The organism is Ruegeria sp. O6, assembly GCF_056535045.1.
Genome location: NZ_JBQERM010000005.1, coordinates 47,501 through 74,160, shown reverse-complemented (window position 1 = coordinate 74,160; position 26,660 = coordinate 47,501). Strand labels below are relative to the sequence as shown.

Annotated in this window: 24 protein-coding genes and 1 tRNA gene (1 of these 25 cut by a window edge); 14 read left to right on the top strand and 11 right to left on the bottom strand. The window is 56.5% G+C overall.

What is annotated here, in order from left to right; genetic code table 11:
* The first annotated feature begins 108 nt into the window (after positions 1-108).
* The 3 genes from dnaA to recF all read left to right on the top strand — a co-directional run bounded on the left by dnaA (position 109) and on the right by recF (position 3,995).
* Positions 109-1,494: a chromosomal replication initiator protein DnaA gene (gene dnaA / locus ACR0DY_RS08545; protein WP_480488104.1), complete on the top strand. Its 1,386-nt coding sequence runs from the start codon at positions 109-111 to the stop codon at positions 1,492-1,494.
* Between the two features lie 224 nt (positions 1,495-1,718).
* Positions 1,719-2,840, top strand: coding sequence for a DNA polymerase III subunit beta (gene dnaN, locus ACR0DY_RS08540; protein WP_480519984.1), 1,122 nt, complete (start codon positions 1,719-1,721; stop codon positions 2,838-2,840).
* Positions 2,841-2,897: 57 nt separating this feature from the next.
* On the top strand, positions 2,898-3,995 hold the full coding sequence (gene recF, locus ACR0DY_RS08535; RefSeq protein WP_480519982.1) for a DNA replication/repair protein RecF: 1,098 nt from the start codon (positions 2,898-2,900) through the stop codon (positions 3,993-3,995).
* Positions 3,996-4,009: 14 nt separating this feature from the next.
* Here the strand turns inward: recF and ACR0DY_RS08530 are convergent, their stop codons facing one another.
* The gene (locus ACR0DY_RS08530; RefSeq protein ID WP_480483946.1) at positions 4,010-4,558 is read right to left on the bottom strand and encodes a carboxymuconolactone decarboxylase family protein; all 549 of its coding nucleotides are present in this window, start codon (positions 4,556-4,558) and stop codon (positions 4,010-4,012) included.
* A gap of 100 nt (positions 4,559-4,658) precedes the next feature.
* Between ACR0DY_RS08530 and ACR0DY_RS08525 the strand changes: the two genes are divergently transcribed.
* From ACR0DY_RS08525 to ACR0DY_RS08510, 4 genes are all read left to right on the top strand, one after another.
* The gene (locus tag ACR0DY_RS08525) at positions 4,659-5,231 is read left to right on the top strand and encodes a TetR/AcrR family transcriptional regulator (protein ID WP_480483947.1); all 573 of its coding nucleotides are present in this window, start codon (positions 4,659-4,661) and stop codon (positions 5,229-5,231) included.
* A gap of 114 nt (positions 5,232-5,345) precedes the next feature.
* Complete coding sequence (gene gyrB / locus ACR0DY_RS08520; RefSeq protein ID WP_480483948.1) at positions 5,346-7,763, top strand: DNA topoisomerase (ATP-hydrolyzing) subunit B; 2,418 nt, start codon at positions 5,346-5,348, stop codon at positions 7,761-7,763.
* A 227-nt stretch (positions 7,764-7,990) separates the two neighbouring features.
* Entirely contained in the window at positions 7,991-9,307 is a 1,317-nt protein-coding gene (locus ACR0DY_RS08515; protein WP_480483949.1) for a serine hydrolase domain-containing protein, read from the top strand.
* A 203-nt stretch (positions 9,308-9,510) separates the two neighbouring features.
* Entirely contained in the window at positions 9,511-12,303 is a 2,793-nt protein-coding gene (locus ACR0DY_RS08510) for a bifunctional aconitate hydratase 2/2-methylisocitrate dehydratase (protein ID WP_480483950.1), read from the top strand.
* A 151-nt stretch (positions 12,304-12,454) separates the two neighbouring features.
* On the opposite strand, the gene ACR0DY_RS08505 is transcribed toward ACR0DY_RS08510, so the two are convergent.
* Entirely contained in the window at positions 12,455-12,913 is a 459-nt protein-coding gene (locus ACR0DY_RS08505; RefSeq protein ID WP_480483951.1) for an Lrp/AsnC family transcriptional regulator, read from the bottom strand.
* 119 nt (positions 12,914-13,032) lie between these two features.
* Between ACR0DY_RS08505 and ACR0DY_RS08500 the strand changes: the two genes are divergently transcribed.
* Complete coding sequence (locus ACR0DY_RS08500; RefSeq protein ID WP_480483952.1) at positions 13,033-13,833, top strand: phenylalanine 4-monooxygenase; 801 nt, start codon at positions 13,033-13,035, stop codon at positions 13,831-13,833.
* Positions 13,834-13,849: 16 nt separating this feature from the next.
* Here the strand turns inward: ACR0DY_RS08500 and ACR0DY_RS08495 are convergent, their stop codons facing one another.
* From ACR0DY_RS08495 to ACR0DY_RS08485, 3 genes are all read right to left on the bottom strand, one after another.
* The gene (locus ACR0DY_RS08495; RefSeq protein ID WP_480483953.1) at positions 13,850-14,371 is read right to left on the bottom strand and encodes an N-acetyltransferase family protein; all 522 of its coding nucleotides are present in this window, start codon (positions 14,369-14,371) and stop codon (positions 13,850-13,852) included.
* Positions 14,368-14,922: a helix-turn-helix domain-containing protein gene (locus ACR0DY_RS08490; RefSeq protein WP_480483954.1), complete on the bottom strand. Its 555-nt coding sequence runs from the start codon at positions 14,920-14,922 to the stop codon at positions 14,368-14,370. The genes ACR0DY_RS08495 and ACR0DY_RS08490 overlap by 4 nt, the downstream gene beginning before the upstream one ends.
* A gap of 117 nt (positions 14,923-15,039) precedes the next feature.
* On the bottom strand, positions 15,040-16,056 hold the full coding sequence (locus ACR0DY_RS08485; RefSeq protein WP_480483955.1) for a Fe(3+) ABC transporter substrate-binding protein: 1,017 nt from the start codon (positions 16,054-16,056) through the stop codon (positions 15,040-15,042).
* A gap of 281 nt (positions 16,057-16,337) precedes the next feature.
* Here ACR0DY_RS08485 and ACR0DY_RS08480 point away from each other — a divergent pair, with 281 nt between their 5' ends.
* Complete coding sequence (locus tag ACR0DY_RS08480; RefSeq protein WP_480474865.1) at positions 16,338-16,661, top strand: SemiSWEET transporter; 324 nt, start codon at positions 16,338-16,340, stop codon at positions 16,659-16,661.
* A gap of 65 nt (positions 16,662-16,726) precedes the next feature.
* Here the strand turns inward: ACR0DY_RS08480 and ykgO are convergent, their stop codons facing one another.
* Both ykgO and ACR0DY_RS08470 read right to left on the bottom strand, forming a co-directional pair.
* Entirely contained in the window at positions 16,727-16,852 is a 126-nt protein-coding gene (gene ykgO, locus ACR0DY_RS08475) for a type B 50S ribosomal protein L36 (protein WP_008755722.1), read from the bottom strand.
* Positions 16,853-16,942: 90 nt separating this feature from the next.
* A tRNA-Val gene (locus ACR0DY_RS08470) sits at positions 16,943-17,017 on the bottom strand.
* 149 nt (positions 17,018-17,166) lie between these two features.
* Here ACR0DY_RS08470 and ACR0DY_RS08465 point away from each other — a divergent pair.
* Positions 17,167-18,027: an N-formylglutamate amidohydrolase gene (locus tag ACR0DY_RS08465; protein ID WP_480898113.1), complete on the top strand. Its 861-nt coding sequence runs from the start codon at positions 17,167-17,169 to the stop codon at positions 18,025-18,027.
* A 2-nt stretch (positions 18,028-18,029) separates the two neighbouring features.
* On the opposite strand, the gene ACR0DY_RS08460 is transcribed toward ACR0DY_RS08465, so the two are convergent.
* Together ACR0DY_RS08460 and pyrF are read right to left on the bottom strand one after the other, a co-directional pair.
* The gene (locus ACR0DY_RS08460) at positions 18,030-19,283 is read right to left on the bottom strand and encodes a DNA polymerase IV (protein ID WP_480483956.1); all 1,254 of its coding nucleotides are present in this window, start codon (positions 19,281-19,283) and stop codon (positions 18,030-18,032) included.
* Between the two features lie 350 nt (positions 19,284-19,633).
* Positions 19,634-20,338 (bottom strand): orotidine-5'-phosphate decarboxylase, encoded by a 705-nt coding sequence (gene pyrF, locus ACR0DY_RS08455; RefSeq protein ID WP_480483957.1) that lies wholly within the window; start codon positions 20,336-20,338, stop codon positions 19,634-19,636.
* Between the two features lie 140 nt (positions 20,339-20,478).
* Between pyrF and ACR0DY_RS08450 the strand changes: the two genes are divergently transcribed.
* Together ACR0DY_RS08450 and clpB are read left to right on the top strand one after the other, a co-directional pair.
* The gene (locus ACR0DY_RS08450) at positions 20,479-20,796 is read left to right on the top strand and encodes a hypothetical protein (RefSeq protein WP_209599181.1); all 318 of its coding nucleotides are present in this window, start codon (positions 20,479-20,481) and stop codon (positions 20,794-20,796) included.
* A 125-nt stretch (positions 20,797-20,921) separates the two neighbouring features.
* A complete protein-coding gene (gene clpB, locus ACR0DY_RS08445) occupies positions 20,922-23,540 on the top strand; it encodes an ATP-dependent chaperone ClpB (RefSeq protein ID WP_480546215.1) in 2,619 nt (872 codons plus the stop codon).
* A 52-nt stretch (positions 23,541-23,592) separates the two neighbouring features.
* Here clpB and ACR0DY_RS08440 read toward each other — a convergent pair whose 3' ends face one another.
* Complete coding sequence (locus ACR0DY_RS08440; RefSeq protein WP_480488071.1) at positions 23,593-24,216, bottom strand: class I SAM-dependent methyltransferase; 624 nt, start codon at positions 24,214-24,216, stop codon at positions 23,593-23,595.
* Positions 24,217-24,313: 97 nt separating this feature from the next.
* Positions 24,314-25,129: a cyclase family protein gene (locus ACR0DY_RS08435; protein ID WP_480546214.1), complete on the bottom strand. Its 816-nt coding sequence runs from the start codon at positions 25,127-25,129 to the stop codon at positions 24,314-24,316.
* Positions 25,130-25,508: 379 nt separating this feature from the next.
* Between ACR0DY_RS08435 and msrP the strand changes: the two genes are divergently transcribed.
* Both msrP and msrQ read left to right on the top strand, forming a co-directional pair.
* Positions 25,509-26,411: a protein-methionine-sulfoxide reductase catalytic subunit MsrP gene (msrP, locus tag ACR0DY_RS08430; RefSeq protein WP_480546213.1), complete on the top strand. Its 903-nt coding sequence runs from the start codon at positions 25,509-25,511 to the stop codon at positions 26,409-26,411.
* Between the two features lie 4 nt (positions 26,412-26,415).
* Positions 26,416-26,660: the 5' portion of a protein-methionine-sulfoxide reductase heme-binding subunit MsrQ gene (gene msrQ / locus ACR0DY_RS08425; RefSeq protein WP_480483962.1), read on the top strand. The gene runs 370 nt beyond the window's last position; 245 of the gene's 615 nt are visible here — the first part of the coding sequence; it begins with the start codon at positions 26,416-26,418; its stop codon lies off the right edge, out of view.

Sequence of the window (26,660 nt, the reverse complement as noted above, 5' to 3'; positions counted from 1 at the left end):
TTAGGTTTGGCGACAGGTTCCCTTTGGGTGTGTGAATGCAAGACCGGGCAACCGGCTTCGTATGATAAGGCCGACAGGCCAATAAGAATGGGATGCGTGAGGCGCTGAATGACACAAGAGAAATGGGGACTACTGCGTAACAAATTGCTGAAGGCTGTCGGTCGGAATAATTACACCACATGGATCGAGCCTCTGGAATTTAAAGAGCTGCAGGATGGTGTGGCGGTTTTTTCCGTGCCAACGAACTTTATGGGGAACTACGTTAGCCAGAATTTTGCGGACCTCATCTTGTACGAGCTGAATACGGCTGGGGAAACCGTTCAGCGTCTGGACTTCCGTGTTGCTGCCAACTCGCCCGCGCGTCCCAAGCCCGCAGCCAAGGTGGTCACCGAAACTCAGCCAGAGCCGGTACCCTTAGCGGCGACGGATAGTGCGCAGAACGCTTTGGAGTCGTTGCAGGCCGCGCCGCTCGATTCACGTTTCACCTTTGACAGTTTTGTGGTGGGTAAACCCAACGAGCTGGCCCATGCTGCCGCGCGCCGTGTGTCCGAAGGCGGCCCGGTAACATTCAACCCGCTTGTTCTGTATGGTGGAGTGGGTCTGGGTAAGACCCACCTGATGCACGCAATTGCCTGGGAGCTGAAAACCAAGCATCCGGAACTGAATGTCCTGTACCTGTCAGCCGAACAGTTCATGTATCGCTTCGTGCAGGCCCTGCGGGAACGCCGGATGATGGATTTCAAACATTTGTTCCGTTCGGTCGATGTGTTGATGGTCGATGACGTGCAGTTCATTGCCGGAAAGGATTCTACTCAGGAAGAGTTTTTCCATACGTTCAATGCGCTGGTGGATCAGAACAAGCAGATCATCATCTCGGCCGACCGCGCCCCGGGCGAAATCAAGGATCTGGAAGATCGTGTAAAGTCCCGCCTTCAATGTGGTTTGGTCGTTGACCTGCATCCGACCGACTATGAATTGCGTCTGGGCATTCTTCAGAACAAGGTCCAGCAATATAGCAGTTCCTATCCCGACCTGACGATTGCAGATGGCGTCCTTGAATTTTTGGCTCATCGTATCTCGACCAATGTCCGCGTGCTGGAAGGTGCTCTGACACGTCTGTTTGCCTTTGCCTCGTTGGTTGGACGCGAGATCGACATGGAGCTGACGCAGGATTGTCTGGCAGATGTCCTGCGCGCATCCGAGCGTAAGATCACGGTTGAAGAGATTCAGCGGAAAGTATCCGAATACTACAACATCCGCATGTCCGATATCATCGGTCCCAAGCGCCTGCGATCCTACGCGCGCCCCCGTCAGGTGGCGATGTATCTGTGCAAGCAGCTGACCAGCCGGTCGCTGCCAGAGATCGGCCGCCGGTTCGGCGGGCGCGACCACACCACAGTCATGCATGGCGTCAAGCGCATTGAAGAGCTGAAACTGACTGATGGTCAGATCGCTGAAGACGTGGAAATGCTGCGCCGTTCTCTCGAAGCCTGAACCGGGCCAGTAGTGCTAAGAAACGCTCCGGACTTCTGTGCCGGAGTGTTTTTTGTGCGTAAGAATCCACGGTTGCACCAGAACTGAGGCGTGTGGGGCACGCCGCACTTGACGGTTGGTGCATTCCAACCCAGAAATCCGTAAAAAATCCTTGTGCCTCGGGGTGGAACCGCTAACGTGCCAGTCCCGCCCATGTCGGTACGCAAGTCAGAGGAATTGAGGGTATGAAGATCAGCATTGAACGCGGCACCCTTCTTAAAGCCGTTTCGCAGGCTCAGTCCGTTGTAGAACGTCGCAATACAATTCCTATACTTGCCAATGTCCTGATCGAGGCCGAAGGCGATCAGGTCCAGTTCCGTGCCACCGATCTGGATATCGAAGTGGTCGATAAGGCACCCGCACAGGTCGAAAAGGCGGGCGCGACGACCGTCGCGGCAACAACCCTGCATGAGATTGTGCGCAAACTGCCGGACGGTGCGCTGGTGACATTGACTGCTGACAGCGCCGCAGGACGGCTGACAGTTGAAGCGGGTCGGTCGAATTTTTCGCTGGCGACACTGCCAAAAGAAGATTTTCCGGTGATGGCGTCCTCGGAATATCAATCGAATTTCAGCGCGTCGGCAGCATTGCTGCGCCGGTTGTTCGACAAGTCAAAATTCGCCATCTCGACCGAAGAGACCCGGTACTATCTGAACGGTGTGTACATGCATGTGGCAGATGGGTCCGAGGGTGGAAAAGTGTTGCGTTGTGTGGCCACCGATGGCCACCGGCTTGCGAGAATTGACGCAGATTTGCCAGCTGGCGCGGCGGATATGCCCGGCGTGATCGTGCCTCGCAAAACAGTGGGCGAGTTGCGCAAGCTGTTGGATGACGACGAGATGGATATCGCCGTTTCGGTCAGTGAAACCAAGGTACGCTTTGCCACGCCGGATATCACGCTGACGTCGAAGGTTATTGACGGCACCTTCCCCGACTACACACGTGTTATCCCACAAGGAAATACCCGCAAGCTTGAAGTGGATGCTGCTGAATTCGCGCAGGCCGTAGATCGCGTGGCGACTGTTTCGTCGGAACGGTCGCGGGCAGTGAAGTTGCAATTGGAAGGCGACAAGCTGATCTTGTCGGTGAATGCTCCTGACAGCGGCGCCGCCGAGGAGGAATTGGCTGTCGCTTACGGGGATGAGCGGTTGGAGATCGGGTTCAACGCCAAATATCTGTTGGAGATTGCGTCTCAGGTGGATCGTGAGAATGCAGTTTTCCTGTTCAACTCGGCTGGTGACCCGACATTGATGCGTGAAGGCAACGATCTGAGCGCTGTATACGTCGTCATGCCGATGCGCGTCTGATCGCGCGGATGCGATGCCTCCGGCGGGAGTATTTTTGAAAAGATGAAGGGAGGGGTCATGGGATTGGCCCTGACCGAGCTAACGGTCTCGCATTTTCGATCTCATAAGCTGGCGCGGTTGTCTCTGGACGGCCGACCGGTTGCCATTCACGGGCCGAACGGGGCCGGGAAGACCAATATTCTTGAAGCGGTGTCGTTGTTTTCGCCCGGTCGCGGGATGCGGCGGGCGAGCGCGGCCGAGATGACCCGTCGGCCCGAGGCGTTGGGTTGGAAACTGTCCGGGTTGCTGGACGCTCAGGGGCAGCGGTTTGAAATCGAAACCTGGTCCGAGGGCAGCGCAGCGCGACAGGTGCGAATTGATGGCAAGTCGGCGACCCAGATCAATCTGGGGAAACTTGCACGGGTAGTCTGGCTGACCCCGTCCATGGACCGTCTGTGGATTGAAGGGGCTGAGGGACGCCGTCGGTTTCTGGACCGTATCGCGCTGAGTTTTGACCCGGCCCACGCCGAAACATCGCTGATTTATGAAAAAGCGATGCGCGAACGTAACCGTCTGCTGAAAGAGCAGATCAGGGACGCGCATTGGTACGCCGCGCTTGAAGGGCAGTTGGCCGAGACGGGGCACCGCATCCATACCGCGCGGTTGAGGTCGCTGGATCTTCTACGGGCGGCGCAGGACCGGGCGGAAACGGTCTTTCCTTCGGCCGAACTGGAGTTGGTGCAAACCGAAGGCGCAATGCCCGAGACAGCGGAAGATTTGCGAGACGCGTTGAGCGAGAGCCGGTTCAGGGATCTGGCAGCGGGCCGAACCCTGGTGGGGCCGCATCGGTCCGACCTGTACGGTGTGTTCGCGGCCAAGGGCGTGCCGGCACGGGAGTGTTCCACTGGTGAGCAGAAAGCGCTCTTGGTGTCGCTGATCCTGTCCAATGCGCGGGCGCTGGCGGCGATGCTGGGCGCACCTCCGATCGTTCTGCTGGATGAGGTGGCCGCGCATCTGGATGCTGGGCGGCGTGCAGCGCTTTATGACGAGATTTGCGCGCTGGGCGCTCAGGCCTGGATGACGGGTACCGGGCCTGAGCTGTTTGCGGAAATGGGCGACCGGGCCCAGACGCTGATCGTTACCGACAGCGATCAGGGCTCGGTCGTGACCGCTTAGGCCGGTTCGCTGACTTAGCGTTCCCACAGAAAGCCGCGCATAACCTCGTCCACCGGGGTTTTGGCCATGTGGTTGACGTAGTTCGACATGGTTTTCTGGGCCAGACCCAGCACGACATCCAGAACCGCGCGGTGTGAATAGCCCGCGTCAAAGAACGCCTGAAGCTGGTCTTCGGTCGGGTTGCCGCGGGTTTCCATCACTTGCAGGGTGAAGGTGCGCAGTGCTTCGAGTTTGGCTGAAGGCAACGGAGTTTCGTTACGCAGGGCGTCCGATATCTCGTCCGAGATCTTCATCATCTTGGCGATCCCGGTGTGGGCGGGCACGCAGTAGTGGCATTCGTTTTCCACATTGATGGTCTGCCAGACGACGGTTTTCTCATCATTGTCGAAATCAGTTTGCAGGAACAGGCCGTGCAGAACCTGATAGCCTTCCAGATGCTGAGGGCTTTCGGCCATGACCTTATGCAGGCCGGGCAAGCGACCAAAAGCGGCCTGAGACTTTTGCAGCAGCGGTTTGGACGCTTCAGGCGCGGTTTCGAGGTCGTGAGACGGGAAATTGGCCATGTCGGAACTCCTGTTTCTGGCGCGATGGGTCGTATTTAGGGTTTCTTGAGTGAACGCTCAAGTATATACTTGAGTGAACGTTCAAAAATTGGTGATGCTGATGCCCCGCAAACCCGCATACGATCGTGACGTGTTGATCGCGAAGGCGAAGGATATCTTCTGGCGTCAGGGCTGGGCTGGTACATCGCTGAAGGATCTGGAGCGGGAACTGAAGCTGAAGCCTGGCAGTTTTTATGCGGCGTTCGGGTCGAAAAATGCGCTCTATGCGCTGACGCTGGAGAGTTATACGCAAGAAGGTGTGGCGCGCTTAAAGGCCCTGGCAGAGAGACTGGGTCCGAAGGAGGCGCTGAAAGCGCAGCCCCGATTGGTGATCGAAGCGGTCGAGACCCCGGCAAAGGCCTGCATGTTGGCAAAGACATATGCCGAGTTGAAGGCGAAGGATCATGACCTTGCGGATCAGGCGGCGCATCACATGGCGGAAATGAAAGGCTGTTTCGCTGATCTGTTTCGCAGGGCTCAGGATGCCGGTGAAATCGGGGCGGGACATGATCCGGATCGTTTGGCGGCCAGGTATCAGTCAGACATTCTGGGGCTGCGCTTGTCCGCTGAACGCACAGACGTTGATGCGGCGCAAATTGCAGCGGATATCGCGTCTGATATCGATCGTTTGTGAGCCCCTCTCGGGGCGGCAAAAAACGATCCGGAAAACCACAAAATATTGGGGGATGGCGTGACAATCCCTACCAGAAAACGTATAAGTTACCAAAATAATATAGGTACTGACTGAATGTCCGAAGACGCACAGGCCCCTCAAGAATACGGCGCAGATTCTATCAAGGTTCTCAAAGGCTTGGAGGCAGTTCGCAAACGCCCCGGCATGTATATCGGGGACACGGATGATGGCTCGGGTCTGCACCATATGGTGTATGAGGTTGTCGACAACGGGATTGACGAGGCTCTGGCGGGTCATGCTGACCATGTGACGGTGAAAATTCACGCCGATTCCAGTGTTTCGGTCAGCGACAATGGGCGTGGTATTCCGGTGGACATCCACCCGGAAGAAGGCGTGTCGGCGGCCGAGGTCATCATGACCCAACTGCATGCCGGCGGAAAATTCGACAGCAACTCGTACAAGGTGTCAGGCGGCCTGCACGGTGTGGGTGTTTCCGTGGTGAACGCGCTTTCGGATTGGTTGGAACTGCGTGTCTGGCGCAATGGCAAAGAGCATGTCGCGCGGTTTGAAGGTGGCGAAACCGCTGAGCACCTGAAGGTTGTCGGTGAATGCGGAGACCGGACAGGAACAGAAGTGCGGTTTCTGGCTTCGACCGATACATTCTCGAACCTCGAATACTCATTCGAGACATTGGAAAAACGCCTGCGCGAACTGGCTTTCCTGAATTCGGGCGTGCGGATCATCCTGATTGACGAGCGTCCGGCGGAGCGGCTGGAAACCGAGTTGTTCTATGAAGGTGGGGTCAAGGAATTCGTCAAGTACCTCGACCGGTCCAAAACCCCCGCCATGTCCGAGCCGATCTATATCAAGGGCGAGCGCGACGATATCGGCGTGGAAATCGCAATGTGGTGGAATGACAGCTATCACGAATCTGTCCTGCCCTTTACCAACAATATACCTCAGCGCGATGGCGGTACCCATGTGGCGGGTTTCCGAGGTGCCCTGACCCGGACGATCAACAACTACGCGCAGTCCAGCGGGATCGCGAAAAAGGAAAAGGTCAGCTTTACCGGTGATGACGCGCGCGAAGGTCTGACCTGTGTGCTGTCAGTCAAAGTGCCTGATCCGAAATTCTCGTCACAGACGAAAGACAAGCTGGTCAGTTCCGAGGTTCGTCCGGCGGTCGAAGGTCTGATGAACGAAAAACTTGCCGAGTGGTTTGAAGAAAACCCGACCGAGGCCAAGGCGATCGTCGGCAAGATCATCGAGGCCGCGCTGGCACGCGAGGCCGCGCGAAAGGCGCGTGAACTGACCCGCCGCAAAACGGCGATGGATGTGAACTATCTGGCGGGCAAGCTGAAGGATTGTTCCGAAAAAGACCCCTCCAAAACCGAAGTCTTCCTTGTTGAGGGGGATTCAGCCGGAGGGTCGGCGCAAACGGGCCGTGACCGGCTGACTCAGGCGGTTCTGCCGCTGCGCGGTAAGATTCTGAACGTGGAACGCGCGCGGTTTGACCGGATGTTGTCCTCGCAAGAGATTGGCAATCTTGTCATGGCGCTGGGCACGGGTATTGGCCGCGATGAGTTCAACATCGAAAAGCTGCGTTACCACAAGATTGTCATCATGACTGACGCGGATGTGGACGGTGCGCACATCCGGACCCTGTTGCTGACGTTCTTCTACCGGCAAATGCCTGAACTGATCGAAGGTGGGTATCTCTATATTGCGCAACCGCCGCTTTATAAGGTTTCGCGCGGTAAATCAGAGGTTTATCTGAAAGATCAGGCGGCACTGGACGATTATCTCGTCAATCAGGGGATCGAGGGCGCCGTGCTGAAACTGGGTTCGGGTGAAGAGATCACCGGGCAGGACCTGGCCCGAGTGGTGGACGAAGCGCGCCAGTTGAAACGCGTTCTGGACGCCTTCCCGACGCACTACCCGCGCCACATTCTGGAACAGGCAGCCGTTGCCGGTGCCTTTGTGCCGGGTGCGGTGGACGCCGACCTGCAAGGGGTGGCTGACAAGGTTGCCGCCCGTCTTGATCTGATCGCGTTGGAGTATGAGCGTGGCTGGCAGGGCCGGATCACGCAGGATCACGGAATTCGCCTGGCCCGCATTCTGCGTGGTGTCGAAGAGGTTCGCACCTTGGACGGCCCGATGCTGCGGTCGGGGGAGGCCCGCAAAACAGGCAGCTTCACGCAAAGCCTGCAAGAGGTCTACAACACATCGGCCACGTTGATCCGCCGTGATCGTAGCCAATTGATCCACGGTCCGCTGGACCTGTTGCGCGCCATTCTGGAAGAAGGGGAAAAGGGCCTGTCCCTGCAGCGCTACAAAGGTCTGGGAGAGATGAACCCCGACCAGCTTTGGGAAACAACTTTGGACCCGGATGCACGCACGCTGCTTCAGGTGCGCGTAGACGATATGGTGGAAGCCGACGATCTGTTCACCAAGCTAATGGGTGATGTTGTCGAACCTCGTCGGGAATTTATCCAGAAAAACGCTTTGAGCGTCGAGAATCTGGATTTCTGACGGTGTAAAGACCAACGTGCTACCTGTTTGGGGCTGAAGTCGATCTGTGCAATTGCTGATCGAGCGATGTGCATCTTGGATGGCACTGGCCATGCTTCAGCGTGCGGGCTCTGACCTATCAGTCGACGTAACGAAACTGTGGTAAAGCCTGCTCGGTTGCTTCTAACCTTTGCCGGGCGAGGTAGCGGCAGGAATGGTTGCGGCGGATGTTCAGCAAAGTACTAAAAATGACCGGCAGTGCGGTGGTTCTGGGCGGGGTAGCTTTGATTGGCTACCTTTGGTTCGCACCCCCGGATCTTTTGAAGGTGGGAACCAACTACTCTGCCAAGATTGTCTGTTCGAACGTTTTCATTGCTGGACGGGATCCTGACGAAGTTCTGGCTGTGGACGTGCAAGCACCCGGCCACCCTCTGCTGGGGCAAATCTCAATAGAGGTGGATCGGGAAGCGCAGACTGTGAAAGCGCGGATCTTCCGGTTTTTTGCACCCGCGAGATCGCAGTTTCGTCAGGGGCTTGGCTGCACAAATGTTCATGAGGCTGATCTGAGCAACCAGACACTTTCCGCGCCTGATCCGCTGCCAGCAGGACTATGGCCAAACGGGAATGACGTTGCCTTGTCCCAAGACCCGAAGCTTCAGATTGTACTGTCGAATGACAGTTTGGTGGGCGAAGGATTTCGCGCAGTTGTGGTGGTTCGAAACGGGCGCATCATTGCTGAACGGTACGCAGCTGGGTTTGATGCGGATACCCCGTTACTGGGCTGGTCCATGACCAAGACAGTTACGGCCGGATTGATCGGCACCTTGATTGAAGCGGGTCAAATGAGATTGTCAGATACGTTTGTCGACAGCTTTCCCGATTGGGCCGACGACGCAAGGCGCAACATTACCGTGGCTGATATGCTGGCGATGACAAGCGGGCTGCAATGGGATGAAGAATACGGCGACGTTTCAGACGTAACACGCATGCTGTATCTTCGTGACGGTATGGCCGAATTTGCTGCCGGGCGCGTTGCTGAATCCAGTATTGGAACGGACTTCAACTATTCCTCGGGCACGTCCACGATGCTGTCTCGGGTTTGGCAGGACAAGTTGGGCGACGGTGGGCTGAGCTATCCGCACAACGCGCTATTTGCGCCGATTGGCATGACATCGGCGGTTATCGAGACGGATGTCAGCGATACCTTCATCGGGTCCAGTTATATGTATGCGACGGCGCGTGACTGGGCCCGGTACGGGCAGCTTTTGCTGCAAAAAGGGGTTTGGAAGGGCTCTCGGATATTACCAGAAGGTTATGTGAACTGGATGTTCGAGCCGGTTGATGCTTCGGATGGCAAATACGCCAAGGGCCACCTTTGGCTGGAAGCACCCGGAGATTTGCCACCTTTTGAAGATGCCGTCTGGTTGCAGGGGCATGATGGTCAGTCCATCGGTATTTTCCCCTCTCATGATATGGTGATTGTGCGATTGGGATTGACGCCGTCCCGGCTGGGTTACTCATCCTTGCCGCTGGCCAAGGAACTGATTTCCGCATCTGGAAGCTAGCGTGCCAGGGTGCAAAAACCTGTTGGCCGCGACAGACAGATCACGCCTGACTGGCAAGTATTTCGACAAATACATCCTCGATCAGGACACAGGGTCGCAGGAGAGTGTCTTGCAAGTTGTAGGCATTTAGTATACCGCGGCATACAAAATTAAGGCGCTGGTTTGTTACCCGCCAGCGCACCAGCTAAATGGTCGGAACCGTCATGAGCCTATATACAGAATACCTGAACGAGATTGAGACGCGCAAAGAGCAAGGTTTGCACCCCAAACCCATTGAAGACGGTGTGCTGCTTCAGGAAATCATCGAGCAAATCAAGGATGTTGAAAACGTTCACCGCGCCGAGTCTTTGACCTATTTCATCTATAACACGCTGCCGGGGACAACCAGCGCAGCTGGTGAAAAGGCACAGTTCCTGAAAGAGATCATATTGGGTGAAGCCTCGGTCGAAGAAATCTCGCAGGCCTTCGCGTTCGAGCTGCTGTCACATATGAAAGGCGGCCCCTCGGTCGAGGTTCTGCTGGATCTGGCGCTGGGCGATGATGCGTCGATCGCAAATCAGGCGGCAGAGGTGCTGAAAACGCAGGTGTTCCTGTACGATGCGGATACCCAGCGCCTCAAGTCTGCTTTTGAGGCCGGAAACGCGATCGCAAAGGACATTCTGGAAAGCTATGCCAAGGCCGAGTTCTTTACCCGGCTGCCTGACATTGAAGAGGAAATCAAGGTTGTGACCTATGTCGCGGCCGAAGGAGACATTTCCACCGACCTTCTGTCGCCCGGTAATCAGGCGCATTCTCGTGCGGATCGGGAACTGCATGGCAAATGCATGATCACACCGGCGGCACAGGCCGAGATTCAGGATTTGCAGAAACAACACCCGGACAAACGTGTCATGCTGGTCGCCGAAAAAGGGACCATGGGCGTCGGGTCGTCGCGCATGTCCGGCGTCAACAACGTCGCCTTGTGGACCGGAACGCAAGCCAGCCCTTATGTTCCCTTTGTGAACATCGCACCAGTTGTCGCGGGAACAAACGGAATCTCACCGATCTTTCTGACCACCGTTGGCGTGACCGGAGGTATCGGCATTGACCTGAAGAACTGGGTCAAAAAGCTGGATGACGACGGCAACCCGATTCTGAACAACGACGAAAGTCCTGTCCTTGAACAGAAATACTCGGTCGAAACCGGAACCGTTCTGACCATCAACACAAAGGACAAGAAGCTTTACAACGAAGCAGGCGATAAAGAGCTTGTCGATGTATCGTCGTCCTTCACGCCGCAAAAGGTCGAATTCATCAAGGCTGGCGGCTCTTACGCGATTGTCTTTGGGAAGAAGCTGCAGACATTTGCGGCAGAAACCCTTGGCGTTGCGCTGGAATCTGCATTTGCTCCGTCCAAGGAAATCTCGCACGAGGGTCAGGGCCTGACAGCTGTCGAGAAGATCTTCAACAAAAACGCGGTTGGCGTGGCTGACGGAAAGGTTCTGCACGCGGGTTCGGATGCTCGGGTTAAGGTCAATATCGTTGGGTCGCAAGACACCACTGGCCTGATGACCGCGCAGGAGCTGGAAGCTATGGCGGCGACCGTGATCTCGCCCATCGTTGATGGCGCATATCAGTCCGGGTGCCACACAGCGTCGGTTTGGGACGCAAAGGCGCAGGCGAACATTCCTAAACTGATGAAATTCATGAACAACTTTGGCCTGATCACTGCGCGTGATCCCAAGGGTGTTTACCATTCGATGACAGACGTAATCCACAAGGTGCTGAACGACATCACCGTGGACGACTGGGCCATCATCATTGGCGGCGACTCGCACACCCGCATGTCCAAGGGCGTAGCGTTTGGCGCGGATTCGGGCACCGTTGCGCTGGCGCTGGCCACCGGTGAAGCCACGATGCCGATCCCTGAATCGGTTAAGGTGACCTTCAAAGGCCAGATGGCAGGCCATATGGATTTCCGCGATGTGGTTCACGCCACCCAGTCGCAGATGTTAAAGACATTCGGTGACAATGTCTTCCAGGGCCGGATCATCGAAGTTCATATCGGCACCTTGCTGGCGGATCAGGCGTTTACCTTTACCGACTGGACGGCCGAGATGAAGGCCAAGGCGTCGATCTGTATTTCCGAAGATGACACGCTGATTGAATCTCTGGAAATCGCCAAAGGCCGCATCCAGATCATGATCGACAAGGGTATGGAAAACGAAGCCCAGACGCTGCAAGGTCTGATCGACAAGGCGAATGCGCGGATAGCGGAGATCAGGTCGGGTGAAAAGCCGGCCCTGAAACCCGATGAAAACGCCAAGTATTTTGCCGAGCTCGTCGTTGATCTGGATGAGATCGACGAACCGATGATAGCCGACCCGGATGTGAACAACGCTGACGTATCAAAGCGTTACACCCACGACACTATCCGCCCGGTTTCCTACTACAAGGGTGAAAAGAAGGTCGATCTGGGCTTTGTCGGGTCGTGCATGGTGCACAAAGGCGATCTGATTATCGTCTCGCAGATGCTTAAGAACCTTGAAGAGGAACAGGGCACTGTCGAATTCAAGGCCCCGCTGGTTGTCGCAGCACCGACCTACAACATCATCGATGAGCTGAAAGAAGAAGGCGAGTGGAGCATTCTTCAGAAATACTCGGGCTTTGAATTCGACGATCTGTTTCCGAAAAACAAGGCACGCACGGAATACGAAAATATCCTGTACCTTGAGCGGCCCGGCTGTAACCTTTGCATGGGGAACCAAGAAAAGGCTGCAAAAGGCGATACCGTTCTGGCGACATCCACGCGCCTGTTCCAGGGTCGTGTTGTTGAAGACTCGGATGAGAAAAAGGGTGAGTCCCTGCTTGCGTCGACACCGGTTGTCGTACTCTCGGCCATATTGGGCCGGACCCCAACCGCCGAGGAATACAAGTCGGCGGTAAAGGGGATCGACTTGACCAAGTTCGCGCCGCCGATGGAAAAGCCCGCGACCGCGAAATCGGCTCACTTCTGAAGACGTTTTGTAACTTGTAGGCCCGGTCGCCAATAAGCGGTGGCCGGGCTTTTCCAATTGAACGACACTCCCAGCCTTTCGACACCTCGTCTTAGCAAGGATGGGTTATGCACCTGACACATCCGCTCAGGTTCCGTTTCGTCGGACCCTGTCAAAGAATGGGTAAAGGGCCGCGGGTCTTGGTCTGGCGAAGCACAAAGTTGCTGCGGGTGTCGCGGACCAGCCCTGATTTCAACAGGCGCTGCATGATAAAGACTTCAAGATCCTCGGGGGTTTTGGCGTAAACCTTCAGGATAAAGTCGTGATCCCCGGTGATCGAGGCGCACTCGACGATTTGCGGCTCGGTCTCGACCAGACGAAGAAACGCCGAGATGCTGTTCTCCTGATGGTCCTTCAGCGCGACGTGGACATAGGCAATGGCATTCAGGCCAACAGCCTTGGCAGAAACCTGCGCGCGATACCCTGAAACCACCCCGGACGATTCAAGGTCACGGACGCGGCGCCAACATTGCGAGGTCGACAACCCGGTCCGGTCGGCCAGTTCCTGCATAGACAGGCGTCCACTGGCCTGAAGCTCTCGCAAAATATCAATGTCGGCAGGGTGAAGCATTTGACCCGCAAATGGCAATATCTCGGAATGTTTCGTTCATAATACGGGCGATACTCAGAATATCAAAACAAATTCTCCATGTGAGTTGAGGTATCCTGATCTCATGCAGGAGGATGCTGATGCCCAAATCGACGAAGTATGTCGCCAAACTGGCGGATGAACATGGCCACATTACCTACACAGACGAAGAGAATGCGGTCTGGGCTGATCTTTACGCGGCACAGGAAGAAAATGTTCGGCGCTATATGGCACCGGAATACCTAAGCGGTTTGGTGCGGCTGGACCTGCCGAAGACCAAAGTGCCATCTTGTGCGGAAATTTCGAAACGGTTGCTGGACCTGACCGGCTGGCGGGTGCAGCCGGTTCCGGCGCTGATCGGGTTCAAGACATTTTTCGGGATGCTTGCGGATCGGGTTTTTCCGGCCGCCTCTTTCATCCGCTCCCGGGAAGATTTCGACTATATCGAAGAGCCGGATATCTTTCATGAGATATTCGGACATACACCGTTGTTAAGTGATCCACGTTTTGCCGCGTTCAGCCACGCCATCGGGCTAGCCGGAAAGCAGGCAGATGACGCGGATTATGCCTGGTTGATCAGGCTCTACTGGTTTTCGATCGAGTTTGGCCTGCGCCGCCAGAACGGTCAGATCAAGGCGTTGGGTTCAGGGTTGGCGTCGTCGCCGACAGAACTGGTCTATGCCGTGACCAGCGACATACCCGATCGTGACCCGTTTGACGTTCTGACGATTCTACGAACACCCTACCGGATCGATATGCATCAGATGGGGTATTTTGTTCTGGATGACCCTGAAGAGTTGTTTGAGGCCGCCGAACGGAACCTGCTGGCAGATGTTCGTTGTGCGCGCCGCCTTGGGCTGTTGCCGAACAAGTTTCCCGAAAAGGTAACCGCCGCCGAGTAGCAGGGGCCGCGTCTTTTCAAGCGTCAAGGTTTTTGTACATATAGGTTGTGGACTCGAATTTTGGTTCAAATGGGTTCCGGCAGTAATTCGGTATTTCCCCCGCGATTTGAAACCCGAGGCTTTGATAAAGCAGCCGCGAGGGATCGGTGCTGCGCGTATCAAGTACGAGCATCGTGCGCCCCACCTCTCGCGCCCGAAGAACAAGCGCATTCATCAGGGATCGGCCTAATCCCCGCCGTCTGGCGTTGAGGTGGACCAGAAGTTTCGCCACGTCGGCGCGGTGGGGTTGGTTGGGCATTGCGGCCGGGATTAGTTGAACGGTGCCTGCAATGCGGGGACCGTCATACGAAACGAACAAGTCCAGCTTACCAGACCTGAGACTGGGCTGTACGTTTTGTTGCCAGTACGCACGCGCATCGTTCAGGGTAAACGGAAGTATGAAACCTATGCTGGCCCCATCATGAACACAGGCATGCAGGATTTCAGCCAGGTCATCCAGCGCGGCGTCAAAATCGTTCTCGGTCAGGCGCGTGATCATATAAGCACCAGCAGGTAACGTGCGCCACGCGACGCCCCTGTTTCAAACCGGGTCGGTCCCGACAGATGGTAGCGCAGGCAATCCCCGGCGTTCAGCGCGTGGGGAGTTCCATCAACCGTCAGAGTAAGCGCGCCGTCCATTAAGATCAGATGATGCTCTTGCCCCGATTTAGGTGGCACTTCGTAGGTAATGACCGTGTCCCGGGGCAGGTGGCATTCCAGAACCTCGGCGTTCAATCCATTTGCAAGTGGTGAAACAGCACGGCGGGTGAAGCCGGTTTCGGGGTCGCGCCACTCGGTCTGGCGTTCGAATGGAACCTTGGGGTCAAAGCTGTCTTCAACCATCATCAGCAGGCGTGAGATCGGCAGATCGTATACAGCGCACAGACGGCCTAGATTGTCGGCTGTTGGGCTGACATCCCCTTTTTCCATACGGGACAAGGTGGCGCGGCTGATCCTGCTGTGTTCGGCAAGGTAATCCAAAGACCAACCACGCCCGCGGCGCAGTTCGCTCAGGCGATTGGCGAGGCGGTTTGACAGGGTGTCAGGCATTACATCATATTGAAAAATTTTCTCATATACGAGAAAATATACAAATAAACATCACATATCAACGAAAAAGGATGCGGACAATCCGCATCCTATTCAAGAAGTCAGAGCCAAGAAGGATTACTTCCAGCCAACTTCGTTAAAGATCTTCTGCGCTTCGGGGATGTTCTTTGCAACGTCTGAAAGGTTCACGTCGTCTGCCTTGAATTCACCCAGCGCCTTGACCGACTCGGCCAGTTCGACATTTGGAACTGCCGGGAACTCGTCATTTCCCGCCGAGAAGTATTTCTGCGCCTGATCGCTGGCCAGATATTCAAGGAACAGGATCGCGTTTTCCTTGTTGGGTGCATGCGCGGCGACCCCACCACCGGATAGATTCATATGCGCGCCATAGCTGTCCTGGTTCGGGAAGACCCAGCCGATCATATCGCGGTCTGCGGACAAGCCTTTGACGTCTGTGCGAATGGAGCGCGCGAAATAGTAGGTGTTCGAAACCGCGATGTCACACTCGCCCGAAACGATGCCGCGCAACTGGTCGGTGTCACCGCCCTGCGGGTCACGCGCCATGTTGGCGACAACACCCTCGGCCCAGGACTTGGCGGCCTCAGTGCCTTCATGTGTGATGATCGATGCCAGCAGGGTCTGGTTGTAGGTGTTGGTCGAAGACCGGATACAGACCATTCCCTTGTATTCCGGTTTTGCCAGATCAGCGTAGGTGGCCGGCGGGTTGGTCACGTTTTCCTTGTCGAAAAAGATGATCCGACCGCGTTGCGAGAAACCAAACCACTGATTGTCGCTGTCCTGCAGATTGGCTGGAATGCGCTCTTCCAGTGTAGCGCTGTCGATTGATTGCAGGACACCTGCATTCTTGGCCCGCGCCAGACGCGACGTGTCCACGGTCAGCATCACGTCGGCAGGTGAGTTCGCGCCTTCCGCTTCCATCCGGGCAATCAGTTCATCCGCTTTGCCTTCGATCCTGTTGATCTTGATGCCGGTTGCGTCTTCAAAGTCGGTATACAGCCGTTCGTCGGTGTCATAGTGGCGCGACGAATAGAGGTTCAGTTCGCCCTCGGCGGCGGCAGAGGTTGCGATCAGAGCCGACAGTGCGGCGGCCAGGCAGGTCGTGGATTTCAGCATTGTGTGCCTCAACAATTGAATTTCGGGTCGGTCATTAATCCGACTGATTTTCTCAATTATACGATTCTGGGCGGGATGCAAGTAAATCCGACTGATTTACTTGGTCAAAAGGTCGCTGTGACGTTCAATATGCGATGCTCTGAAGGCATACGAGGGGGGAAGGTTGGTGGTAACGTGGTCGAGGGACTTGGTCCAAGCGCTTCTAGCGGATATTTTGGCAAGACAGATTGTCCGAGAAAAAGAACATGCCGTCTTATTCACTTAAAGGAAGAACGTGAGATATGCCCGAAACACTGGCTGAAAAATTGGAGAAATCTAACCTTGGCCATTGGATGTCGCGCTTTGAAGGGTTCATGGTTTTTGTTGGCGTGGTTGGTCCTTTTGCCACACTGCCACAGCTCGTGAAGCTGTATTTGACGCATTCGCACCATGCCTCGGGACAATCCTTGTTGTCTTGGTCGCTATATACCGCCTTGTCCCTGCTTTGGTTTGCTTACGGCTTGGTTGTTGGAAAGCTTCCAATCTATGTCGGCAACGGGATTTCGATGGTTCTGAACTTTCTTATGGTCGTTGGCATTCTGATCCATGCAGGGATTACATTTTAGGCGCGGGTGGAACAAAAAAAACCGCACTCGAAGGTGCGGTTTCTTTAAGCAGTGATGTGCCGTTCTTAGCCCTGACGAGCTTTGAACTTGCGCTGCGTCTTGTTGATCACGTAGACGCGGCCTTTGCGACGCACAATCCGGCAGTCGCGGTGCCGGTTCTTGAGCGAGCGGAGCGAGTTCTTGACCTTCATGGTCTGTCTCCAATCTGCGGCGCCTTCATCAAGGACGTGGCCAGCGCCTGGGTTACTCGGGTGCCCCGGAAAACCGGAACAGTGAAACGATGGTGGGCGGTACAAGGATCGAACTTGTGACCCCTTCGATGTCAACGAAGTGCTCTACCGCTGAGCTAACCGCCCACTTTCCCTTTGCGTGCCTTGCCCCATAACGAAATGGGGCGCGGATCCCCGCGCCGGTAGCGGGGTCTATAAAAGGAGTCGCAAAAGGGTTCAAGGGGTTTGGAAGAACAATTTTTCCGGTCTATGTTGATTACGAACACGGAGGGATCATGCAAAGCGCAGCCTATGTATTGGATATGCCCGAAAACCGCACCTCGTGCGTGGTTTTTTCATCGCCACACAGCGGGCGGGAGTATCCTGAGGCATTTCTGAACCGGTCCGTGTTGAACCGGAGCGTGATTCGATCCTCAGAAGACGCCTTTGTTGATCAGTTGTTCGCGCCGGCTGCGGAAAACGGTGCCCCTTTGATCAAGGCGGCCATGCCACGCGCCTATCTGGATTTGAACCGCAGTCTGGATGAGCTTGACCCGGCCTTGATCAGCGGTGCCCGCAGGCACGGGCATAATCCAAGGGTCGCGTCAGGGCTGGGGGTGATTCCCCGCGTAGTTGCCAACGGTCGGGCAATCTATCGCGGCAAACTTACCATGGACGAAGCGCGGCTGCGCATCGACACCTATTGGCGCCCTTATCATGCGCGGTTGAAATCCCTGCTGGCCGAATCACACGAGATGTTCGGACAGGCAATTCTGGTGGACTGCCACTCGATGCCGCACGAGGCGGTGGCCATGGCGGGCACTGCGCGCGCAAGGCGGCCCGAGATCGTGCTGGGCGACCGGTTTGGCGCGTCCGCGTCGTCAGAGGTCGTCGATATCATTGAAGCCGCTTTCGCGGCAGCGGGTCTCAACGTGGCACGCAATGCGCCTTTTGCCGGAGCATATGTGACGCAAACCTATGGTCGTCCCGGTCGCCAGCAGCACGCTGTACAGATCGAGATCGATCGCGCTTTGTACATGGACGAAGAAAAAATCGCGCCCAATGCCAATTTCATGGCGTTCTCGAAGCTGCTCAGGCAGGTGGTTCGCGAGATTTCCAGCCTGGGTGCGAGCCCAGAGCGTCTGGCGGCGGAGTAGCTTCAGCGCAGCGCACGGCCCTTCATGATTGCTTCGGCCCCGAACCGCTGGCGAATCTCGTCCGTGGCCCGTTCGGCCTTGGATCTGCGGGCAGCATCCGGATCCAGCAAGTCGCCGGAAATATCCGCCTGATCAGCCGGGCAAAGGTCGGACAAACCACAGCCCAACAATCGATATGGCCCCTGATCGCCAACCTGATCGAACAGGCCCCGGGCCGTGCGGTAAATCCGGTCGGCAATCTGTGTCGCATCCCGCAAGGCTACGCGCCGCGTCAGGATCTTGTGATTGGCTTTCTTCAGTTTCAACGTGACAACCCGACCAGCCAGATCCTTTGCCTTGGCGCGGTCCGACACTTTCAAGGCCATCCGCCACAAATGACCGTCCAGAATATCAAGGCTCGACGTATCTTCGAAAAATGTCGTCTCGTTGCTGATGGATTTCATCGGCTCATGCGCCGATACGCGTCGCTTGTCCTGACCCCGAGCCAAGTGCCACAGGCGATATCCCATTGAGCCGAACCGCGCGGTCAGCGCTTCCTGATCCCAACGCAGCAAATCACTGAAAGTTCTGATCCCTGCCTTGTCCAGCGCTTCTTGCGCAGCCGGGCCAATGCCCCAGATCAACCGTACGGGTTTGTCATTCAGAAACTCTGCCGTTTCCGCCTTGCCAATCACTGAAAATCCGCGCGGTTTGTCGAGATCCGAAGCGACCTTGGCCAAAAATTTGTTGTGACTTAATCCGATAGAGCCGGTGACACCGATTTCATCCTTCATGCGCTTGACCAGACGCGCCAGCATGACGGCCGGCGGCGCGCCATGCAGACGTTCGGTTCCCGACAGGTCCATGAAGGCTTCGTCCAGCGACAGGGGTTCGACCACGGGTGTCAATTCATCCATCATCGCGCGGATGTCGCGCGACACCTCAGCGTAGACGGACATGCGGGGCTTGATCACGACGGCTTCGGGGCAGAGTTGCAGGGCCTTGAACATGGGCATAGCCGACCGGACGCCGCGAATACGGGCAACGTAGCAGGCAGTTGAAACAACGCCGCGCTTGCCGCCGCCAATGATAACCGGTTTGTCCGCCAGTTCCGGGTTGTCACGTTTTTCAACCGAGGCATAGAAGGCGTCACAATCCATATGGGCAATCGACAAGTCAAACAGTTCCGGGTGTGTCTTTACCCGCGGACTGCCACAGGCAGTACAGCGTTGTTCGTTTGACAATGTGGTCAGGCAATCTCGGCAAAGACCGGGCATCTGCGTCCTCATGCGTTCCGCAGTTGGCTTGGACGTTCTTTATATCACCTGTGATCCTGGATCAAAGGCCCTGCTGACATGGGGTGATTTGGAAAGAAGACCCCCCGCACATCGCGGGGGGAAGTAACGAACCTCAGGAAGAAGCGGTTCGTTGGGGAGTATTTCCCCTTCAGAATCTCTGAAAATCCTTGGTTTCGATAGGATGAAGGTTGTGCCGAGAAAACTCGGGTTTTGAATGTGTGTTTTCTGGCACAGAGACGATTTGGCGCGGTTTTGTCAAAAAGTGACCTAAGGTCAACTTGTTGCGCGGAAAACCCAACGCAAAACCCACCTGAAAAGGCCAAGTGGTCTTAGCACACCTTGAGAGAATTTAGTTCGGAAAGAACGGTCTCAGCAGCGGCTTTTGGGTCTATTGCCTGATAAATCGGGCGGCCGACAACGATATGATCAGCGCCATCCTGAATAGCGCTTGCAGGGGATGCTACACGTTTCTGGTCACCAAGCGCTGCGCCAGCCGGGCGCACACCAGGGGTTACGATCAGACGCCCTTCAGCCTGTGGCAGAGCCCGGATCAGGGCGGCCTCTTGCGGGCTGGCGATAACGCCATCAGCCCCGGCTTCAAAGGCCTTGGCCGCGCGTTCGACAACCAAATCCTGCACATCACCAGGTTTCAAAAGACTTGCGTCCAGATCGTCGCGGTTCAGCGAGGTCAGGATGGTTACGGCGAGGATCTTCAGGTCTTTACCCGCAGCACCTTCTTTGGCGGCGCGCACCACATGAGGGTCACCATGCACGGTCAGAAAATCCAGATCGAATTGCGCCAATCCCCGCACGGCATTCTCAACTGTATTGCCAATGTCGAACAACTTCATGTCCAGGAAGATGCGCTTGCCGTGATCTTGTTTCAGTTCGTTGGCCAATGCCAGCCCGCCACCGGTCAGCATACCCAGCCCGATCTTATAGAAAGAAACACTGTCCCCCAAACGTTCTGCCATGGCCAACCCTTGCAGAGCGTTGGGAACATCAAGGGCTACGATCAGGCGGTCATCAGACATGGGGGGCGCTCCTTTTTGGCAAACGTCTGCGTCCTAGCGGCTTCGGGCCGCTCTGTCCATCTGCTAAGCCGCGCAGGCAGCTTCAAATCGTGTTATCGTGCTCTGTATTGAAAACTCGAATTCAAAATAAGGGGCGACAAATGAAAAAGCTGGTTTTGTTGGGCGCGTTGATTGCACTGGCCGCATGTAATGAAACGCCGCCCGAGGAGACGGATACAGGGGCTGCACCTGTGCCGACCAATGACGATTTGCGTTTGGTTGGTGGTTACAGGTCCGAGGATGATTGGTGTCAACTTACTGGTGAAACGGCGTTTACCGGCAATTTCCTGGACCATACGGCAGATCTGGTTTCTTGCCCGACGGGAAGTGCGGCAGCCCAATCTTTGGTGAATGATCTGGGTGCCGTTCAGGTCGCCGAGACCGGTGGTTATTCAGTCTATACCATCCAGCGCGAATAGGTCGATTTCTGTGTTTTAGCCTCTTGAACCACCGAAGATATTTCCCAGATTGAATGTGAGGCTTCGACCGACATGTGCTGCCAGGCGGGCATGTCAAAACGGGGCGCTTGGAAAAGGAGAATATCATGGACTTGAACAAGTTCACCGAGCGGGCACGGGGATTCGTGCAGGCAGCGCAAACCATTGCGCTGCGCGAGGGGCACCAGAGGCTGGAGCCTACGCATATACTCAAAGCACTGATGGATGACGATCAGGAGTTGGCTAGCAACCTGATCACGCGCGCGGGTGGGGCCCCGAACCGCGTGGTTGAAGCGCTGGACACCGCGATGGGGAAAATCCCCAAGGTCAGCGGCGACGCGAGCCAGATCTACATGGACGGCCAGACCGCCAAAGTACTGGACGAGGCTGCAAAGTTGGCATCAAAGGCGGGCGACAGTTTCGTGCCGGTCGAACGCGTGTTGATGGCGCTGTGCATGGTGAAGTCCAAGGCCAAGGATGCATTGGACGCCGGAGCCGTATCAGCGCAAAAGCTGAATGAGGCGATCAACGACATTCGCAAGGGTCGCACCGCTGACAGCGCGTCGGCGGAAGAAGGTTATGACGCGCTCAAGAAATACGCACGTGACCTGACCGAGGCTGCGGCCGAAGGCAAAATTGATCCGATCATCGGTCGGGATGAAGAAATCCGCCGCTCGATGCAGGTTCTGTCGCGTCGCACCAAGAACAACCCGGTTCTGATCGGTGAACCCGGCGTCGGTAAGACCGCGATTGCCGAGGGCATGGCCCTGCGCATCGTTAACGGCGATGTGCCGGAATCGCTGAAGGACAAGAAGCTGCTGGCGCTCGACATGGGCGCGTTGATTGCTGGTGCGAAATACCGTGGTGAGTTCGAAGAACGCCTCAAGGCCGTTCTGACCGAAGTGACTGAAGCTGCGGGTGAAATCATCCTGTTCATCGACGAGATGCACACGTTGGTCGGTGCCGGGAAGTCTGATGGTGCAATGGATGCGGCCAACCTGATCAAGCCTGCGCTTGCCCGGGGCGAGTTGCATTGTATTGGTGCGACCACGCTGGATGAGTATCGCAAATACGTGGAAAAAGACGCTGCCCTTGCGCGCCGGTTCCAGCCTGTAATGGTACAGGAGCCGACAGTCGAAGATACGATCAGCATCCTGCGCGGCATCAAGGAAAAGTACGAACTGCACCACGGTGTGCGCATCTCGGATTCAGCGCTTGTTTCAGCGGCGACCCTGTCGCACCGCTATATCACTGACCGCTTTCTGCCCGACAAAGCGATCGACCTTGTCGACGAGGCGGCATCGCGTTTGCGGATGGAGGTCGACAGCAAGCCCGAAGAACTCGATCAACTCGACCGGAACATCCTGCAGATGCAGATCGAGGAAGAGGCACTGAAGCTTGAAGATGACGCGGCCTCGAAAGATCGTCTGGAAACCTTGCAAAAGGACCTGGCCGATTTGCAGGAACGATCCGCCGAGATGACAGCGCAATGGCAGGCCGAACGCGACAAGCTGGCGGGGGCCCGTGACCTGAAGGAACAACTCGACAAGGCGCGCGCTGATCTTGAGATCGCCAAGCGTGAAGGCAACCTCGCCAAAGCGGGGGAACTGTCCTATGGCGTCATCCCCGAGCTTGAGAAAAAGCTGACCGAGGCCGAGAACGCCGAAAGCAATGGTATGATGGCCGAGGAAACGGTGCGCCCTGAACAGATTGCTTCTGTCGTGGAACGCTGGACCGGTATCCCGACCTCGAAAATGCTGGAAGGTGAGCGCGAGAAGCTGTTGCGGATGGAAGACGCTCTGCATTCCCGCGTGATTGGTCAGGATGCAGCAGTGACTGCTGTCGCCAACGCCGTGCGCCGTGCGCGAGCGGGTCTGAATGACGAAGGCCGCCCACTGGGATCGTTCCTGTTCCTCGGACCGACCGGCGTGGGTAAGACCGAGCTGACCAAGGCCGTGGCGAACTTCCTGTTCGACGACGACAACGCGATGGTGCGCATCGACATGTCCGAGTTTATGGAGAAACACGCGGTTGCCCGTCTGATCGGTGCCCCTCCGGGCTATGTCGGTTATGACGAAGGCGGTGTGCTGACCGAAGCCGTGCGGCGCAGGCCCTATCAGGTCGTGCTGTTTGACGAGGTCGAAAAGGCCCACCCGGATGTGTTCAACGTGCTGTTGCAGGTTCTGGATGACGGTGTGCTGACCGATGGTCAGGGCCGCACCGTGGACTTCAAGCAGACGCTGATCATTCTGACGTCGAACCTCGGCTCTCAGGCGCTCAGCCAGTTGCCCGATGGCGCGGACAGCGCGCAGGCCCGCCGTGACGTGATGGATGCGGTGCGGGCACATTTCCGGCCCGAATTCCTGAACCGTCTGGACGAAACAATCATCTTTGACCGGCTCAAGCGGGCCGATATGGATGGCATCGTCGATATCCAGATGGCGCGTCTGCAAAAGCGCCTGGCGGCCCGCAAGATCGAACTGGCCCTGGACGATGGTGCCAAGGAATGGCTGGCCAATGAAGGCTATGACCCTGTCTTCGGAGCCCGCCCGCTGAAACGCGTGATTCAGCGCGCCCTGCAGAACCCGCTGGCCGAAGCGCTGTTGGCCGGTGAGATCAAGGATGGTGAGGTTGTCCCGGTCACCGCCGGGGCTGATGGCTTGATCATCGGTGACCGGTTGGGGACGTCAGAACGGCCCCGCCCGGATGATGCAGTGGTGCATTGATTTAGGCACAAACGGAAGACCCGCCGCATTGGCGGGTCTTTTTTGTCTGCATCTACGCTCTTCGACGCGCCAAAATTCCCCGGCTTGTCCGGGATGGTGGGCCTGCGGGGAATGAGTACTCGCTTTCGCATTCAAAGCCAGCTTTGTGCAATAGTCCCAGAATTTCTTCTCTGCCGAATGTGCGATGGCGCCATTGCAGCCAGATGATTGCATTGCACCAATGCGGCTTTGACACCACCAGATACAAACGACCGCCAGGGCGCATCATATCGTGAATCTTCTCAAGTGCGCGCAACGGATCGGGGCAATGTTCGATGACATGCGCAGCCAGTGCCACATTAGCAGGTTCCAGAACGACAGACCCTAACAATCCCTGCACAAGTCTTGGCTCGACACCCCGCGCCTGTAACGCGCTTTGACCCTGTTTCAACATGGCTTGACTGGGTTCGAGAAGGGTTATTTCGACGGGTGACCCGTGAATAGCGACCCAGGCTTCTGCAAACGAGGCCGTCCCGGCACCGATATCAACAACCCGACTGTTATGCTCTGTCGCGAGCTGACTTGCTGACAGAAAACCAAGATACGCATCGTAATAACCAAGAGCACGCATCTTATCCCGCCATTTTGGTGCAGCGGTATCATAGCGCCGTGTGGTGTCAGACTTGGTCTTGCCCATTGGCTGGCTTGCTCTCAGTGCCTACCACTCATGGAATGCGCAGATGGAAACTGACCCACTGAAGAAAGCGGGCCAGTTTCGCCGTACGTCAGTTAGGTCAGATCAGCGCAAGTATCCGCGCCGGACCTCCGGTGCCGCCAGCGTGTTTCGGTGCGCCAATAACAAGTGTCGCGCCCGTCGCGGGTACCCGGTCCAGATTGGCCAGGCATTCGATCCCGAACCGGCCAGAAGGCAACCAGGCATAATGGGTGGCGAAATCCGCAGACATGCCGTGATCCAGTGACAAGGTGTCAACGGCAATTGACCGCGCCCCAGTTTCCTCCATCAGCATCTGCGCAGCTTCAACGTGAAAGCCCGGGTAATGCTGCGCTTCGCCGTCGAAATTGCGGAACGCGTCCGTAGCGGTTTTGCCGGCCCATCCCGAGTGCATGGCGACGCAGGCCCCGTCGGGGATGTCACCGTTGGCGGCTATCCAGGCTCTCAAATCATCCGGGGTTAAACGCGTATCGGCGTCTTCTGCTGCGCGGGCTGCGATATCGACCACGCAAAGTGGTGCAACCAGATCTGAGACCGGGATTTCATCGACTGAAGCTCCATCCGCAGAAAAGTGCAGTGGGGCATCTATATGCGTGCCCGTATGCTCATTAATCGACAAATTGAACAGATTGAATCCGTGTTCCGCGAAATTGAATGCCTGTTCAGCCGAGATGCCCGGCTCTCCGCCCCAGGTCGGGAACTCCGGGCTGAGCGTGTGGGTCATGTCTTGGACACCGCCATGCCCCGCGGCCAGTGCGGCCGGTGCCATTGCTCCGGTTGCGGCAGCCGCAACACCCGATGCCGCAGCAGCTTTGAAGAACCCGCGCCGGGACAGCATCCTGTCTTTTACGGCGTTCATTACACAGATATCACACATTTTTCGTCCTCCCATTGCGGCCACGCGGCTGCAAAAACAGGCCCGCCACACTGTTGATCGCGTATGGTGCCTGTCTGACAGAGTGCAGTTTTGGACCCGCAGTTGTAAAGACTGCAGGCAGACAACCCGGCTGTTGTCCTCCGTTCAGAGCCAGCTCTGAGTGAACTGTATATCCCCAACGAAATGTTCGAGCACTGAGAGTTGGCTCAGGTCGTGACAACCGCTGAAAGCGGGCAGAGCGCGGCACAATCCGCCTGTCTGGGCCTGTCGCCACTCGGAACGTTACAATCACGTCGCTCAAACGTGACGCCTGTTTCCATGGGTCTGTGCTATCAGCACCCTAAGTCTGTTATGACAAACAAATACGACGGAGACCTAGATGGCGCATCGCTGGACCAATACATTGACACATGCCGACGTAACGCCACGGGCGGCGTTCCTGAGCCGGCGGCAGGTCATGGCCGGGATGGCGGGTGTTGGTGTGGCGGCAATGGGCCAACCAGCGGCGGCGCAGGATGCGCTGGAGCCGAACACCTGGGATGAGATCACGAGTTACAACAATTATTATGAGTTCGGGACCGGAAAAGACGATCCGGCGAAATATGCGCATACGCTGGTGACCGAACCCTGGAGCGTCCAGATTGACGGTCTGGTCGATCGTCCCGGTGAGTATGATTTCAAGGACATCCTGTCCGAGATGACGATCGAAGAACGCATCTATCGGTTCCGTTGCGTTGAAGCCTGGTCGATGGTCATTCCATGGATCGGATTCGAACTGGCCGATCTTCTGAACATGGCGGGGGTGAAAGAGGGCGCGAAATACGTGGCGTTCGAAACGGCCCACCGCCCGGATGAGATGCCAGGAACGCGCTATCCCATTCTGGAATGGCCCTATCGCGAGGGTTTGCGCCTGGACGAGGCGATGCATCCGCTGACGATCATGGCCACTGGTATCTATGACAAGCCGATTCCAAATCAGAACGGCGCGCCATTGCGTCTGGTCGTGCCGTGGAAATACGGGTTCAAATCGATCAAGTCGATTGTTCGGATCACGCTTACTGAAGAAGAGCCGCCCACCAGTTGGAATATGGCCAATTCGCGAGAATACGGGTTTTATAGTAATGTAAACCCGAACGTGGATCATCCGCGCTGGTCGCAAGCCTCCGAACGTGAAATCGGCGGCGGCCTGTTTGCCTCGCGCAAACCGACGCTGATGTTCAACGGTTATGAAGAAGAGGTCGCCAGCCTTTATGAAGGTATGGATCTGGCCAGGAATTACTAGAATCATGCAGGCCATCAATCAGACACTCCGGCGTATTCCGGTATGGGCCGTTTATCTGATGGGCGCGCTGCCCGCGCCCTGGCTGTTCTATCTTGGCCTGACTGGCGGTTTGGGAATCGAACCGATTGAGGCGCTGGAACACCGCTATGGCGAACTGGCTTTACAGTTGCTGATTGCCGGGCTGGCCATCACATCCTTGCGCCGATTTGTGGGCTTGAACCTGATGAAGTTCCGTCGGGCCATTGGGGT